The sequence below is a fragment of the Duganella sp. 1224 genome (genome assembly GCF_013408245.1).
GTDB lineage: Bacteria > Pseudomonadota > Gammaproteobacteria > Burkholderiales > Burkholderiaceae_D > Rugamonas.
Genome location: NZ_JACBYS010000001.1, coordinates 1,964,716 through 1,979,025, shown reverse-complemented (window position 1 = coordinate 1,979,025; position 14,310 = coordinate 1,964,716). Strand labels below are relative to the sequence as shown.

Sequence of the window (14,310 nt, the reverse complement as noted above, 5' to 3'; positions counted from 1 at the left end):
GGGGAGAAGGTTTACCTTCGTATGCGACCGCGAGCCGCCAACCGACATCTTCGGTCGCGCGCAGCACTTTCTGCAATATCGTGACAAACAGTGAACTTTGCACATCGGCAAGATGTTATCCTGACCAAGTTATGGGTGCACTCGGCCAAGACCGATGTGGAGAATCCCGCTGACATGGAGGTCTGAAGACCAAGTTTATGAAGAAGATCCTCGGCATGCTGTTCATCATGGGAGCTTGGGCGGCGCAAGCGCAAACTCCTATGCCTCAAATCATCCCAACGCCGCCGGGGGCTGCGCCTCAGTCAATAGCATTGTCCACCACAGCACCGCCGCAATTTCAAGTGCGGCGGCGGATATTCAACGTGGTCGCCCAAGGCGTCATGCGGAACGACCCATCCGCAGAGGCTGCGCTGGACAAGATATTGACCGATTACGAAAGCGTGGCATTCCGCTACACCCCTTTGGAATCATTGGAGATTATTGGTTTCTACTATTTGCCTCGGGAAGGTATGGAGAAAGCATTTCAAGTGATCGTGGCGGAGCAGGTGATGGGCTGGTATGACGTTCTGCGCTTTGCGTCAGAATCAGGACGCGCGGAAATCGTCAACAACGAAGGCTTTTTCAAGCTACCCATTGCGATTGGCGGTCCCCGGATTAGCGCGCAGGCTGCCAAATATTTCAGCGAACGTCCTGCTCAAGCACGAGAGATGCTTGCTCGCGGTTTCGCGATGGCAGACTCGTGGCGAGAAACGCAGAACTATGACCGCCATTGGCCGGCATACTATGGCCTGGAACGGCTCGCTTGCCTGCAAGACCACAGCAAGTGCAAGCCTGCGTCAGAGCTGGACCGCGCAAAATGGGACGCCGCCTGGAGCCAAGCGAAAGAGCGCATCACTGCATACTACCTGTTGGATAAGGCTGTGGCTAAGTGAGCGCGTCCGCCCATAGCGTCTGTCAGATTTGTGAGCGAGCAAATGAACCTTCGAGGATGGATAGGATCACCGCAGTGACTCAAGCGCTCAGCCATTTGCAGACCTTTTGTTTGGGGCTTACAAGACATATGAGTGAGATGGCAATACCACTTCGTGCTTTGCGCTACTTTGCACCGATACTGATGCTGATCATTTCTAACAATGCGCGGGCGGATCAAGCAAGCAAAGACATCGATCTCGTCTGCGATGCGACGAAAAACTTGGCATTGGTTCGTTTTTCAATCAGCGATGGTGCAAAGCCTACCTATCCGCGCGTGCCACAAGCGCTTGATCTTGGCCTCTCGGCAAGCAGCGGGGCTGGCCGCACTGAATGCGTCCTTGCCAATGGCACCACGATCCGGGTACGCGGCGGTAGAGAGCAGGCCTTTTCCTACGGAGCAGGCGGTGGTAATCCTCCTGCTTTCTTCAGCCTGTGGATCAATAAGCGCAAGGTAATATCGCGAAGGATATGGATGCCTGGCTACGAGGACACGTTCAACGCTTCTCCCATCTATGACGGTGCGGTGATCACTGCAACGCATATCATCATTTGCGCAACTGCCCAAGGGAAGCCACAGCAATGCAACAGCGAGCCGCTCAATCTGGTGAGTAGGCCAATCGACAGCGTTGAATATAGCCCGACTACAAACAAGACCTTACCTGGGCATATTTCCGTGATAGCCAAGGGCGCAGCGAATCAACGCTTCTGCGAAGCCTATCTCCGCTTGGTTGACCCGGAATTCGACCACGCGCATTTTGGTCGGCACACTCCGCTTGATATCGACCTTACGGCGTTCCATGATGAGGCGAACATTGTGAATGCCCGCACTAATTCTGGCTTGGTCGAACTATCGCCTGGTGTCACCCGGCGTCTAACGATCTGGGACGCGGACAATCATTATTTTGACGGAACAGTGATCGCCTTAGCACCGGCCACCATGACGATGCAGCAAGTCGTCGCAGCATATCCGATCGATGAGATCGAAGGCTGGCATCAGCGCGTGGTTCCCAAGGTCACCTTGATTTCGGGTGGACAGAAACAGCTCTATCCTGATATCTCGCCGCGCTATGTGCACTTGGTGCCACAACGGATAGATGGGGCGCTGTATGTCTTTGCCTACCCAACGAACGAAAAGAGTCGCCCAACCGCCGCGCTGGTCAAACCACTCGCTGCTGGCGGCTTTGCCACCCTGTGTGCCTTCAACCGCACCGAGCCGCATTACTGATGGAAGACCGTATGAAAAAGCCGTGGTTTGGTCCCAAGCGAATTGGCGTTGGCATCTCTCCTGTGAGCTGGGAGGGGTGGATTTGCACGTTGTGTTTTACTGTTTTATTGGCTGCTCTACCTGCTATTTTTCGAATGCACAACTTTTGGCTGTCAGCCGTTGCTGTATCTGCAGTGCCAATATTTTGTTACATCATCTATAAAAAATACGAGGGTAGGCGCGAGAAATAGACTGATAAACGTTGCGAGGCTGTTATCGGGATGAATGGCTGGCGCGACGTACCGTAAATTTGGGCCAAGAAAGTACATTATTTCAGCAAAATTCATGTCGGAAAACGGCCAGCAGCGGTCGTTCGCCAAGCGGATATGCGTCACGTAAACGTTGATATTCATGAAGAATAAATATCCAAGACTTGTATTCACTCTTGTCGCGTTCACGGCAATACATGCGGCTACCCACGCGGGTATTTTCGACTCAAAAAATAGTGTCGCCAGCGAGGTCGCATCTATTCATGAAACAAATGGTATCGACTCGCTAGATTTTAGCCCTGACGGAAGTCTATTGGTGGCTGCAAAGTATTACTATTCACATTCTGCGCAGGTCTGGAACTGGAGCCAGTCACGACGAGTGGGTCCGGAATTTAAGCACGACAATCTTAGTACACTTAATGCCAATGCGCTCCACTTTTCTGCCGATGGTGCAAAAGCTATGTGGTGCGGAAACGTCGTAGCGATTTGGAATGTTACCGATGGCGTTGAGAAATATCGGCAGACGGAGAAGCGTGGAGAGAATGTCTGTTCCGCAGCAGTGTATGCGCCTAACGGCGACACTGTTTGGATGTCGCAAATATCGTATGCACGTCGCATGCATACATTAGCAGCCTACGACACAACAACATGGCAACTAATTTGGAAGTTGGAGAGTCCGGATTTTTTCCCGTCTGCATTTTCTCTAAGTTTTGATGGAAATATTGCGGCTATCGCTGGCCGTTTTTATTCGGGGGAGAAAGATAGTCATGGAGGCTTGATTTCGACGCAACGTTTACGCGTAATCGATTTACTGAATAGACGCCAAATACGGGACTTCCCAACGTGTCCCAACGAAATGAGCTTGCCTTGCGGCGAAATCGCGGCGTTGGCGTGGTCAGCAGACGGAAAGTCTCTTGCCGTCGGATTTCGCGGCATCCCGCATGATGGCTCAGACGCAATTCAGATTTTGGACGGCGCTACAGGTGAGATGCTAAGCCGAGAGCCTGGGCCGAAAGGTACAGCAGTTAGAGGGGTCCGATTTACACCAGACGGCAAATATCTGATTGTTGCGGGCATTTCGAAAAGCGTCAAAATTTGGGATGGAGAGCACACAAAGTTATTGCAAGAGATTTTAGCTGAACCTGCCTCAATTGCGGTATCTCGAGATGGGCATTACTTAGCTTTGGGCGGCGAAGCGTTTGGTCTTGGGAACTTTAGTCGCTTATTAGGTCTTTTAGCTCCATCGAAAGGCAAGGCGATTATTTACCAACTTAAATAGTTGACGGGCCGCTTTGGCGCGAATTCGATAATAAGGTCGACCGTCCGCAAAGGGGCGGTAGCAGCCGATCGTCATACTGCGTGTCTCTTCGGAACGCTATCCGATAAAAAAACAGCCGGAACAGGTCCGGCCGAAATAGGGAGCTTGTATTCGGCAGTCCCAGGCGCGGAGTGACCGCGTCTGGTGACTGTTGTAACTTTTAAACTTGGGCTTCCTCGCCCAGGCGACCGGCGCGGAAATCGTCCACGGCGGCGTGCAGCTCGGCTTGCGTGTTCATCACGAACGGGCCGTACTGTGCGATCGGCTCGTTCAGCGGCTGGCCGGCGATCAGGATGAAGCGGCTGTCTTCATCGGCCTTGATGACCACGCCGTCGGTGCCCTTGGTGTTGGCCAAGATCGCCATGCGGCCGGTCGCCACCGCCTTGCCGTCGATCGTTACCGATCCGCGGTAGGTGAAGGTGAAGGCGTTGTGGCCTTCCGGCAGCGTCTGGCTGAAAGTGGCGCCCTTCGGCAGATGCACGTCGAGGTACAGCGGTTCAGTCACCTCGCGTTGCACCGCGCCGTCGACGCCGTGGCTGCGGCCGGCAATCACCTTGACCTTGGCGCCTGCCGGCGTTTCAAAAGCGGGCACGTCGGCGCCGTTGAAGTCGCGGTACCACGGCGCGCGCATCTTGTCCTTGGCGGGCAGGTTCAGCCATAGTTGGAAGCCTTCCATCACGCCGTCTTCCTGTTCCGGCATCTCGGAGTGGATCACGCCGCGGCCGGCAGTCATCCACTGCACGCCGCCGTTGGTCAGCAGACCTTCGTTGCCGGCGCTGTCTTTGTGGCGCATGCGGCCTTCGATCATGTAGGTGACGGTTTCGAAGCCGCGGTGCGGGTGGCTCGGGAAACCGGCGATGTAATCGTTGGCCTGGTCGCTGCCAAAGTTGTCCAGCATCAGGAACGGGTCTAGGCGGCGTTGCAGGGTTTGAGTCAGCACACGGTTGATCTTGACGCCCGCGCCGTCCATTACGGCCTGGCCCTGGATGATGCGTTCGATGCTGCGTGGGGTCGTTACTTGATCAGTCATGGCTTTCTCCTTGGTTGATATTGCTTATACCAGAATGGCGTCGATTTCCGCCTGGGCTTGCGCTTGTGCCTTGGCGACGGCTTCCGGACCCATGCCCAGGCCTTCGGCGAACACGTATTGCACGTCGGTCAGGCCCACGAAGCTCAGGAACATCTTCAGGTGTGCCAGTTGGGTGTCGGTCGGCGCGTCACGGTGGATGCCGCCACGCGACAGGGCGACGTAGACTTTCTTGCCGGTCAGCAGGCCTACTGGGCCGGTCGGGCCGTATTTGAAGGTCACGCCGGCGCGGGCAATCGCGTCGAACCAGGTTTTCAGTTGGGCGGTGATGCCGAAGTTGTAGGTCGGCGCGCCGATCACGATGACGTCGGCTGCTTGCGCCTGGGCGATCAGGGCATCGTCCAGCGCTACGCGGGCGGCTTGGGCGGCGGTACGTTGATCGGCCGGGGTGAACAGGGCCTGCAGCGCGGCTTCGTCCAGGACCGGGTGCGGTTGGGCGGCCAGGTCGCGACGGGTAACGGTGGCGCCAGGGTTGGCGGCGCTGATTTTGGCGACCAGCGCGTCCGCCAGGCGGGTGGATTCGGAACCGGTGCTGCGGGCGCTGGAGTTGATTTGCAGGATGTTCATGGTGGTGCTCCTTGTATTTGGTTGAGTACTGCGTCGATGGAGTTACTTTAATCGTTTCAAATCCCGTTCGGAAGCCGTTAAAATGGATAACATTAATCCACTGATGGAACAATATGATGGAAATCGATCCTGGCGACCTGTTGCTGTTTGCCCGCATTGTGGAATGCGGCAGCTTTAGCCTGGCGGCGGAGCGCGTGCAGTTGCCCAAGTCGACCGTCTCTCGCCGCATCACGCTGTTGGAAGGGAAACTGGGCGAGCGCCTGCTCCAGCGCACCACGCGCAAGCTGGTGTTGACGGAATTTGGCGCCAGCCTGCTGGAGCATGCGCAAAAGGTGGCGGACGAAACCGAGGCGGCCGGCGCGCTGGTGCAGCACCGGCAGGTGGCGCCGAGTGGTTTGTTGCGCGTATCGATGCCAGCCGACTTCGCCACCGGTGCGGTGGGAGTGATGCTGGCGCGCTTCATGGAGCGCTATCCGGCCATTTCGCTGGAGCTGGACTTGTCGCCGCGACGGGTGGATCTGGTGGCGGAAGGTTTCGACCTGGCAGTGCGCATGGGCACGCTACCGGACGATGCCACGCTGGCGGCGCGGCGCATCACGTTCAGTTCGTGGGCGCTGTACGCGTCGCCGCGTTACACCAATCTGCGCGGGCTGCCGGAGCATCCGGACGATCTGTTCAAGCACGATCTGCTGAGTCTGCCGCCAAGAATGAACGGGCTGATACGTTGGACCCTGACACGCAACAAAACCGAGTGGACGCGCGACCTGCCGGTGCGCCTGCTGGCCAATTCGCCGGAGCTGCTGGTGCGCATGGCTGCCGCCGGCACCGGCATCGGCGCGTCGACCGAAGCGGTGGCGCAGCCGTATCTGCAAAGGGGCGAGCTGGTGCGGGTGCTGCCGGAGTGGTCGTTCCCGCAGGTGACGGGCTGGGCGGTGTTCCCCGGGCGGCGGCTGATGCCGGCCAAAACCCGGGTCTTCATCGACATGCTGGAGGCGGCGTTCGACCAGGCCATCCCCGGCGGCGTGTGATTATGTGAGCTGCGCCATTTCCTCGCCCAGCTTGACCGGCGCGGCCGGTTGCCAGGCGGGATTGAACTTCAGCACATCCTTCTGGAACAGCATGACGACGGTCGAGCCGAGCAGGAAGCGGCCCAGTTCCTCGCCTTGCTTGAGCACGATGTTCTGGTCGTCATAGGTCCACTCGGTCACCTGCGGCAGGCGCGGCGGGTTGACCACGCCATGCCAGACGGTGGCCATGCTGCCGACGATGGTGGCGCCCACCAGTGTCATCACGAACGGGCCTTGGGCGGTGTCGAACACGCACACCACGCGCTCGTTGCGGGCGAACAGGCCGGGGATGCCGCGCGCGGTGGTCGGATTGACCGAAAACAGCTCGCCCGGCACGTAAATCATGCGGGTCAGCTTGCCGTCGATGGGCATGTGGATGCGGTGATAGTCGCGCGGGCTCAGGTACAGGTTGGCGAAGCTGCCGTGCTGGAACTGCGCGGCCAGTTGCGCGTCGCCGCCGACCAGGGCGGTGGTGCTGAACTTGTGGCCCTTGGCCTGGAAGATCTGATCGTCTTCGATGGCACCGAACTGGCTGATGCGGCCGTCGACCGGGCACACGTAGGCAGCGCTGGCCAGCGGACGGGCGTCCGGGCGCAGGGCGCGGGTGAAGAACTCGTTGAAGGTCTTGTAGCTGGCGATGTCCGGATTGGCCGCCTCGCTCATGTTGACGTCATACTTGCCGACGAACCAGCGGATCAGGCGCGTCGTGTAAGCGCCGCCCTTCGCCCCGGCCACGCGGCCGGCGAAATTGGTCAGCGCTCCCTTGGGGAGCAGGTATTGCGGCAAAACGGCTAGGCGGTCGGACACGGTGGCAGATCCATACAAATTAACGATCGCGCATTATAGCGCCCACTCCGGGGTCAGGTCCGCCATTTCAACACGGCCTCAACCGCAACGCGGTTGAGGCCGTGTTGAAATGGCGGACCTGACCCCGGAGTGGCTGTTTATGAAATGTGGCTAAACAGGAGATTCTGTTGCTAAATACTGAACATCCTGGCTAAACCAAGGCATAATTTCGGCAACTGAAACTTGCCCGGTTCGTATCATGCCTATTCGTCTGACCCAGATTGCCGCCGCTGTCCTGCTGTGCTGCGCAAGCGTCGCCCGCGCCGAGGACGCGCCGCCCAAGCAGGAGGAGATGCAAAAGGTGGAGATCAAGGGTTCCGCCGCCAAGTATGATCCGCGTCGCGATGATACGGCCAGCAAGACCGTCGTCAGCGCCGAGGAGATCCAGAAGTATGGCGACACTTCCATCAACGATGTGCTGAAGCGGGTGCCGGGCATTACCGTCACCGGCGCGGCCGGCCGCAGCGGCGGCGAGATCCGCATGCGCGGCCTCGGCGCCGGCTATACGCAGATTCTGATCAACGGCGAGCGCGCGCCGGCCGGGTTTTCCATCGATAGCCTGGCGCCCGATGTGATCGAGCGCATCGAGGTGCTGCGCGCCGCCAGCGCCGAGTTCAGCACCCAGTCGATCGCGGGCACTATCAATATCGTGCTGAAGAAGGCGCTCAAGCCGGCCCAGCACGAGGTCAAGTTTACCCAGGCCAAGAGCAGCCACTCCAGCTCGCCGGCGGTCAGCGTGCAGATGTCGGACAAGAAGGAGGGGATGTCGTATTCGTTCGGCGGCAACGCCTGGCGCTTCATGTATGACCGCACCACGCCGACCTGGGAGGATGGCGCCGATGCCGACGGCGTCGCCAATGTGGCGCGCGCCATCACTTCGCGCGACGCCGGCCGGGGCGACGGCTTCAATCTGTCGCCGCGCATTAACTGGACGCTGGACGGCGGCGATACGCTGACCTCGCAATCCTTCCTCAACTGGAACCGCTTCGCCGGCGGCAGCCGCAACCGCACCGACATCGCCTTCGGCCTGCGGCCCGATTACGACCGCGTCGACAGCACTTACAGCAACCACAACGCCTTCGGCCGCACTGACCTGAACTGGGTGCACAAGCTGGAGCAGGGCGCCAAGCTGGATGTGAAGGCGGCCATCAGCGATGCCCGCAATACCTCGGACTCGCTGCAAATCGGCGGCAACAACGGCGGCCCGGCCACGTTGGTGCGCACGGTGCACGGCGAGAGTGCGGAGCAGGGCTTTAGCACCCAGGGCAAGTATTCCACGCCGTTTGTGTTCAGCAAAGCTGGCGCGGACGGTGCGGACGCCGTCGAGCACGCGCTGTCGCTGGGCTGGGACGCCGGCTTCACGCAGCGCGACGACACCCGCGTCCAGCGCGACGCCGATCTGCCGGGCGCCGTGCCGATCAACAGCGACGAGGGCTTCACCGCCAAGGTCGCGCGGCTGGCGCTGTATGGCCAGGATGAGTGGAGCATCACGCCCTTGTGGTCGGTCTATACCGGCGTGCGCTGGGAGGGGCTGGATACCCGCGCCGACGGCGGCAGCATCGACGCCGTGCAAAACCGGTCCAGCGTGCTGAGCCCGCTGATGCAAACGCTGATCAAGCTGCCCAACAAGAAGGATCAGGTGCGCGTGGCGCTGACCCGCACCTACAAGGCGCCCGGCACCGCCGCGCTGATTCCGCGCAAGTTCACCTCCACCAACAACAGTCCGACCGAGCCGGACCGTCGTGGCAATCCCCATCTGAAGCCGGAGCTGGCGCTGGGGCTGGACGCGTCGTTCGAGCATTACTGGGGCGAAGGCGGCCTGCTGAGCGCCAGCGCCTCGGTGCGCCGCATCCAGAATTACACCCACCAGGGCTTGTTCTACGAGGACCAGCGCTGGGTGTCGTCCGCCATCAACGACGGTCGCGCCGAAACGCGCGGCGTCGAACTGGAGGCCAAGTTCCCGGCCAGCGCGCTGATGGAGCACGCGCCCAAGCTCGACCTGCGCGCCAGCGTCAGCCGCAACTGGTCGCGCGTCGAGGCGGTGCCCGGCCCGGACAACCGCCTGGACCAGCAGGTGCCGCTGAGCGCCACGCTGGGCGTCGACTACAAGACGCCGGATGGCCAATTGAGCACCGGCAGCAGTTTCAGCTTCCGCAACGGCGGCCTGGCGCGCCTGAGCGGCACCCAGGGCGGCTACACCTCGGTGCGGCGCGACCTCGACGTCTACGCGCTGTGGAAGCTGGATGCGCAGAACAACCTGCGCATCGCCGTCTCCAATCTGCTGGCGCAGGACTACACCACCGAGAGCCTGTACAGCGACAGCAACGGCACCCTCAACCGCACCACCGTGGCCAACGGCGAAACCCAGTTCCGCGTGACCGTGGAGACGCGCTTCTGACGGTATGCCGCTAAGTTGGCGTTTGATTTGTCATTCCGGCGGAGGCCGGAATCCATGCGTTGCATGCGTCTTGCTCTGCAAACGTTCTATGGGTTCCGGCCTGCGCCGGAACGACGTGCTTGACTTGGCGGTATTTGCTTTTGACGGTGATATGATTTCCGGGTGAATCTATTCGGGGCGCTCATGAAGATACCCAAGAGTACGCTTGAGCAGTGGCAGGTGCTGCAGGCCATCGTGGAATGCGGCGGCTACTCGCAGGCGGCCGAGGCGCTGCACCGCAGCCAATCGTCGGTCAGCTACATGGTGGCCAAGCTGCAGGAGCAGCTGGGCGTGGAGCTGCTGGAAATCGATGGCCGCCGCGCGCGCCTGACGCGCACCGGGGAAGCCCTGCTCAACAAGGCCCGCGAACTGCTGGGCGACGCCTTCCAGCTGGAGCAACTGGCCGGCAGCCTGGCCGATGGCTGGGAGCCGCAGGTCGGCATCGCGGTCGATAGCCTGTTTCCGGTCGAATTGCTGGTGCAGGTGCTGCGCGAATTCGAGCCGTGGGCGCGCCACACGCGCGTCAATCTGGAAGAGACGGTGCTGTCCGGCTCGGAGGACGCGCTGCTGGAACAGCGGGTCGATCTGGCCATCGTCAGCCGCGTGCCGTCCGGCTTTCTGGGTGATGCGCTGATGGACATCGAATTTGTCGCGGTGGCCCACCCCTGTCATCCGCTGCATGCGCTGGGACGCGAGCTGGAGCTCGACGATCTCAGCCGCAACCTGCAAATCGTGGTGCGCGATTCCGGCACCCTGAATCCGCGCGATCACGGCTGGCTGAATAACAATCAGCGCTGGAGCGTCACCAGTCCGCACACGCGCATGGAAATGATTTGTAATGGCATCGGCTTTGGCTGGCTAGCCGAACATAAGATGAGAAAACAACTGGAGCAGGGCTTGCTCAAGCCTTTGCCATTGCGGGTGGGCCAGCGCCGTAAATTGTCCTTATCGCTGGTGGTGGCCAATCCGGAATTAGCCGGACCCGGCACCTGCCGGCTGGCCAATTTAATCCGTAAAGTGGTGGCGGAGGGTGCGCAACCGCGTCCGCTATGTGAATGATATATTCCCCAAACAGTTGTGGAAAATATTCATTTTTATAGCTATATTGGTATTTGTTCGGATATATCTGGAATATCTCAGCAAAGTTATGGTAAATTGCGGCTATCAAATCTCACACATTGTCACTTGTGGTTTTTTAAATCTGCCCCCACTGATAACAAGGATATAAGATGACGACTTACCAGGAATACAAAGCCAAGATCGCTGAACTGGAAAATCTGGCCGAAAACGCCCGCAAGGACGAAATTGCCAAGGCAAAAGAGCAAATCGCTACCATCATGCGCGATTATGGCCTGACCCTTGCCGACCTGAGCAATGCCGCCAAGCCCAAGACCGCCAAGCCACGCGCACCGGTGCCAACCAAATACCGCGACGACGCCACCGGCCAGACCTGGACCGGCCGTGGCCGCGCACCGAAATGGCTGGAAGGCAAGAACAAAGACGATTATCTGATTAAGTAATTCTTCAGTAAAAGCTGGTGCAAGGGTTTATATCGCATAAACCCGATACCAGCTTTTTTCATTTTCGGGCGCACTCCATGAAGCGTAACCGTCTCACCGTCTTATTCTCCCTTGTTATTGGCCTGTTTTCGTCCGCCGCGGTGGCGGCCGATACGTTGTTAACGCCCGATCAGGTGTGGACCGGCGAAGGCCAGCCGCATGCCAATTGGGCCGTGCTTATCAGCGGCAGCAAGATCGCGGCGGTCGGGCCGGTGGAACAACTGAATATCCCGGCCGACGCCGAACGTATCAACCTGCCAGGCGCCACGCTGATTCCGGGGTTAATGGATTTGCACTCGCATGTGCTGCTGCATCCCTATAATGAAACCTCGTGGGATGACCAGGTCTTAAAGGAATCGGTGGAATACCGGACGCTGTTGGCCAGCCGCCACGCCGCCGCCACATTACAAGCCGGATTTACCACCCTGCGCGATCTGGGCACCGAAGGCGCGCTGTATGCCGACGTGGCGATTAAAAAGGCGATTAATGACGGCGTGATTCCCGGCCCGCGCCTGTTTATCGCCACCCGGGCGATCGTCGCCAGCGGCAGCTACGGCCCATCGCCGCGCAGTTACCGCGACGATGTCGATCTGCCCAAGGGCGCACAGGAAGCCAGTGGCGTTGACGAAGTTGTCAAGGCGGTGCGCGAGCAGGGCGCGCGCGGTGCCGACTGGATCAAAGTGTATGCCGACTACCGCACCGGCGTCGACGGCAGTTCGCGCGCCACCTTTACCCAGGCCGAGCTGAACGCGCTGGTGCAGACCGCGCATGAATCCGGCCGCAAGGTGGCGGCCCACGCCAGCACCGACGAGGGCATGCGCCGCGCCACGCTGGCCGGCGTCGACACCATCGAGCATGGCTATGCCGGCAGCGAGGCCACCTTCAAGCTGATGGCCGAGCGCCACGTCGCTTATTTCCCGACCTTGACGGCGCCCGAGGCCACCAGCGAATACTTCCAGAAATACCAGCGCGGCGGCGCGCCCACGCCATCGATGCAGGCCGCCGCGCGCGCCTTCCAGTTGGCGCGCAAGCTGGGCGTCACCATCGGTAACGGCAGCGATGTGGGCGTGTTTGCCCACGGCGACAACGCCCGCGAGCTGGAATGGATGGTCCGGCTTGGCATGACGCCGCTGGAAGCCTTGCGCGCCGCCACCGTGGTCAACGCGGCGGTGCTGGACCAGTCCGCCACGCTGGGACGGATCGGCGCCGGTTACCTGGCCGACGTGGTGGCGGTGCAGGGCGATCCCACGCGGGACATCGGCGCGCTGCGCCAGGTGCGCCTGGTGGTCAAGGGCGGCACGATTTTCCGTCGGCCATGACACAGGCTGGGCTATTTCGTGCGATGATAGCGAAATGCCATCCATCCCTTTATTTCCGCTGAAAACCATCCTGTTCCCTGACGGGCATTTGCCCTTGCAGGTGTTTGAAGTGCGTTATCTGGACCTGGTCAAGCGCTGCATCGCCAAGGGCGAGGAGTTCGGTGTGGTGTCCTTGTTGGACGGCAGCGAGGTGCGGGTGCCGGATCAGCATGAAACGCTGTCCGCCTGCGGCACCATGGCGCGCATCATCGACTGGACCGCGCCGTTGCCGGGGCTGCTGCAAATCTCGTGCATCGGCACCACGCGCTTCCAGATCAAGTCCGCCGAGCAGCTGAAACACGGCTTGTGGATGGCCGAGGTGGAGGAGGTGGCCGAGGACATGGTGGTGCCCATCCCCAGCGAACAGCAGGATGTGGCCAATGCCCTGGGCGCGCTGATCCGCTCGCTACAGAAAAAACAGATTTCCACCGCCAATATGTCGCTGGCGCCGCCATACCGGCTGGACGAAGCCGGCTGGGTGGCCAACCGCTGGTGCGAGCTGCTGCGGCTCGACCTCGAAGAAAAGCAGCGCCTGCTGCTGCAGGAAAATCCGGTGCTGCGGCTGGAACTGGTGCAGGACGTGCTGAGCGAAAACGGCCTGCTCGATTAAATTCATCAATCGCCGGCGTGCGCCTCGCTGGTGTCCTCCAGCGCGTGCACGCGCACCGACCACATCACGCCGGCCACCAGCAGCACCATGGCCGCCATTTCCAGCCCGCGCGGCCACTGCTGCTTGTAGATAAAGCCGTACAGCAGCGCGAACAGCGTTTCAAACAGGATCAGCTGGCCGGACAAGGTCAGCGGCACCTTGCGGCTGGCCACGTTCCACAGATGGTTGCCGATCGCCGACGCGCCCAGCGCGATCACCGCGTTGACCAGCCAGAACAGGCCCCAGTCGCGCCCGCTCGCGGCGCCCGCCGCGCCGGTCACCTGGTCATGGAATAAGGCGAGGGCGACCAGCGCGATTGCCAGCGCGATTAGGCCGCTGGAGACGCCATACAGCGCCGACCACTCGCCGCTGCTGAAGTGCGGATTGCGCTTCAGGTAGCGGGCGTTGTCGACCGAATACCAGGTCCAGCAGGCCAGCGCGCAGGTGGCGCACAGCACGCCCGCCAGCTTGCTGGCCAGCGGCAGGCCATTGCCGGCATCATGCGTAAAGACGTCCAGATTGATGCAGGCGATGCCGGCTGCCACCAGCAGCAGCGGCCAGATCAGCTGCCGCAGCGGCACCGCGCCCTGGTCCTTGTGGCCGACCAGCGTCACCGATATCGGCAGCACGCCGATGATCAGCGACGTCGCCGCCACCCCGGCCAGCTTCACGCCCAGCGCCAGCAGCATGTAGTAGACGATGTTGCCGGCCAGCGCATGCTTGATCATGGCGACGATGTCGCCGCGGTCCAGCCGGCGCAACAGCGGCGGCAGGCGGGTGGACATCGCTGCAGCGGCGATCAGGCCGTAGCAGATATAGCGGCCACAGGCCATCTCCAGCGGCGTGAAGGCGCGCAGAAACTCGGGCGCGATGAACACCATGCCCCACATGGCTCCCGCCAGCAAACCGCACAACACGCCATTCCACATCGCACACTCTTTCCAAAGCACAAAAACAAAATAAACCATAGAGTGTCG

The 14,310-nt window shown here is 60.5% G+C and carries 13 protein-coding genes; 9 read left to right on the top strand and 4 right to left on the bottom strand.

What is annotated here, in order from left to right:
* The first annotated feature begins 197 nt into the window (after positions 1–197).
* The 3 genes from FHW58_RS08745 (at position 198) to FHW58_RS08735 (ending at position 3,724) form a co-directional block, all read left to right on the top strand.
* Positions 198–932: a hypothetical protein gene (locus tag FHW58_RS08745; protein WP_179672643.1), complete on the top strand. Its 735-nt coding sequence runs from the start codon at positions 198–200 to the stop codon at positions 930–932.
* 74 nt (positions 933–1,006) lie between these two features.
* A complete protein-coding gene (locus tag FHW58_RS08740; protein WP_179672642.1) occupies positions 1,007–2,197 on the top strand; it encodes a hypothetical protein in 1,191 nt (396 codons plus the stop codon).
* 390 nt (positions 2,198–2,587) lie between these two features.
* The gene (locus FHW58_RS08735; RefSeq protein ID WP_179672641.1) at positions 2,588–3,724 is read left to right on the top strand and encodes a WD40 repeat domain-containing protein; all 1,137 of its coding nucleotides are present in this window, start codon (positions 2,588–2,590) and stop codon (positions 3,722–3,724) included.
* A 199-nt stretch (positions 3,725–3,923) separates the two neighbouring features.
* Here FHW58_RS08735 and FHW58_RS08730 read toward each other — a convergent pair whose 3' ends face one another.
* Both FHW58_RS08730 and FHW58_RS08725 read right to left on the bottom strand, forming a co-directional pair.
* Positions 3,924–4,793, bottom strand: a complete 870-nt coding sequence (locus tag FHW58_RS08730) for a pirin family protein (RefSeq protein WP_179672640.1) — start codon at positions 4,791–4,793, stop codon at positions 3,924–3,926.
* A 24-nt stretch (positions 4,794–4,817) separates the two neighbouring features.
* On the bottom strand, positions 4,818–5,417 hold the full coding sequence (locus FHW58_RS08725; RefSeq protein WP_179672639.1) for an FMN-dependent NADH-azoreductase: 600 nt from the start codon (positions 5,415–5,417) through the stop codon (positions 4,818–4,820).
* Positions 5,418–5,533: 116 nt separating this feature from the next.
* On the opposite strand from FHW58_RS08725, the gene FHW58_RS08720 reads away from it, so the two are divergent.
* Positions 5,534–6,445, top strand: a complete 912-nt coding sequence (locus FHW58_RS08720) for a LysR family transcriptional regulator (RefSeq protein ID WP_179672638.1) — start codon at positions 5,534–5,536, stop codon at positions 6,443–6,445.
* Here the strand turns inward: FHW58_RS08720 and asd are convergent, their stop codons facing one another.
* Complete coding sequence (asd, locus tag FHW58_RS08715) at positions 6,446–7,291, bottom strand: archaetidylserine decarboxylase (RefSeq protein WP_179672637.1); 846 nt, start codon at positions 7,289–7,291, stop codon at positions 6,446–6,448.
* A 238-nt stretch (positions 7,292–7,529) separates the two neighbouring features.
* On the opposite strand from asd, the gene FHW58_RS08710 reads away from it, so the two are divergent.
* The 5 genes from FHW58_RS08710 to FHW58_RS08690 all read left to right on the top strand — a co-directional run bounded on the left by FHW58_RS08710 (position 7,530) and on the right by FHW58_RS08690 (position 13,294).
* A complete protein-coding gene (locus tag FHW58_RS08710; RefSeq protein ID WP_179672636.1) occupies positions 7,530–9,728 on the top strand; it encodes a TonB-dependent siderophore receptor in 2,199 nt (732 codons plus the stop codon).
* Between the two features lie 183 nt (positions 9,729–9,911).
* Positions 9,912–10,826, top strand: coding sequence for a LysR family transcriptional regulator (locus FHW58_RS08705; RefSeq protein ID WP_179672635.1), 915 nt, complete (start codon positions 9,912–9,914; stop codon positions 10,824–10,826).
* 170 nt (positions 10,827–10,996) lie between these two features.
* Complete coding sequence (locus tag FHW58_RS08700) at positions 10,997–11,287, top strand: H-NS family nucleoid-associated regulatory protein (RefSeq protein WP_179672634.1); 291 nt, start codon at positions 10,997–10,999, stop codon at positions 11,285–11,287.
* A 77-nt stretch (positions 11,288–11,364) separates the two neighbouring features.
* Positions 11,365–12,645, top strand: a complete 1,281-nt coding sequence (locus FHW58_RS08695; protein ID WP_179672633.1) for an amidohydrolase family protein — start codon at positions 11,365–11,367, stop codon at positions 12,643–12,645.
* Positions 12,646–12,679: 34 nt separating this feature from the next.
* The gene (locus tag FHW58_RS08690) at positions 12,680–13,294 is read left to right on the top strand and encodes an LON peptidase substrate-binding domain-containing protein (RefSeq protein ID WP_179672632.1); all 615 of its coding nucleotides are present in this window, start codon (positions 12,680–12,682) and stop codon (positions 13,292–13,294) included.
* 5 nt (positions 13,295–13,299) lie between these two features.
* Here the strand turns inward: FHW58_RS08690 and FHW58_RS08685 are convergent, their stop codons facing one another.
* Positions 13,300–14,262: a DMT family transporter gene (locus FHW58_RS08685; protein WP_179672631.1), complete on the bottom strand. Its 963-nt coding sequence runs from the start codon at positions 14,260–14,262 to the stop codon at positions 13,300–13,302.
* Between the last annotated feature and the right edge of the window lie 48 nt (positions 14,263–14,310).

What these genes read in the sequence shown, in the direction of transcription:
- FHW58_RS08735 (WP_179672641.1), top strand. Translation starts at nt 2,588, where the DNA reads ATGAAGAATAAATATCCAAGACTTGTATTCACTCTTGTCGCGTTCACG.
- FHW58_RS08690 (WP_179672632.1), top strand. Translation starts at nt 12,680, where the DNA reads ATGCCATCCATCCCTTTATTTCCGCTGAAAACCATCCTGTTCCCTGAC.
- FHW58_RS08725 (WP_179672639.1), bottom strand. Translation starts at nt 5,417, where the DNA reads ATGAACATCCTGCAAATCAACTCCAGCGCCCGCAGCACCGGTTCCGAA.
- FHW58_RS08700 (WP_179672634.1), top strand. Translation starts at nt 10,997, where the DNA reads ATGACGACTTACCAGGAATACAAAGCCAAGATCGCTGAACTGGAAAAT.
- FHW58_RS08745 (WP_179672643.1), top strand. Translation starts at nt 198, where the DNA reads ATGAAGAAGATCCTCGGCATGCTGTTCATCATGGGAGCTTGGGCGGCG.
- FHW58_RS08705 (WP_179672635.1), top strand. Translation starts at nt 9,912, where the DNA reads ATGAAGATACCCAAGAGTACGCTTGAGCAGTGGCAGGTGCTGCAGGCC.
- FHW58_RS08695 (WP_179672633.1), top strand. Translation starts at nt 11,365, where the DNA reads ATGAAGCGTAACCGTCTCACCGTCTTATTCTCCCTTGTTATTGGCCTG.
- FHW58_RS08730 (WP_179672640.1), bottom strand. Translation starts at nt 4,793, where the DNA reads ATGACTGATCAAGTAACGACCCCACGCAGCATCGAACGCATCATCCAG.
- FHW58_RS08685 (WP_179672631.1), bottom strand. Translation starts at nt 14,262, where the DNA reads ATGTGGAATGGCGTGTTGTGCGGTTTGCTGGCGGGAGCCATGTGGGGC.
- FHW58_RS08720 (WP_179672638.1), top strand. Translation starts at nt 5,534, where the DNA reads ATGGAAATCGATCCTGGCGACCTGTTGCTGTTTGCCCGCATTGTGGAA.
- FHW58_RS08710 (WP_179672636.1), top strand. Translation starts at nt 7,530, where the DNA reads ATGCCTATTCGTCTGACCCAGATTGCCGCCGCTGTCCTGCTGTGCTGC.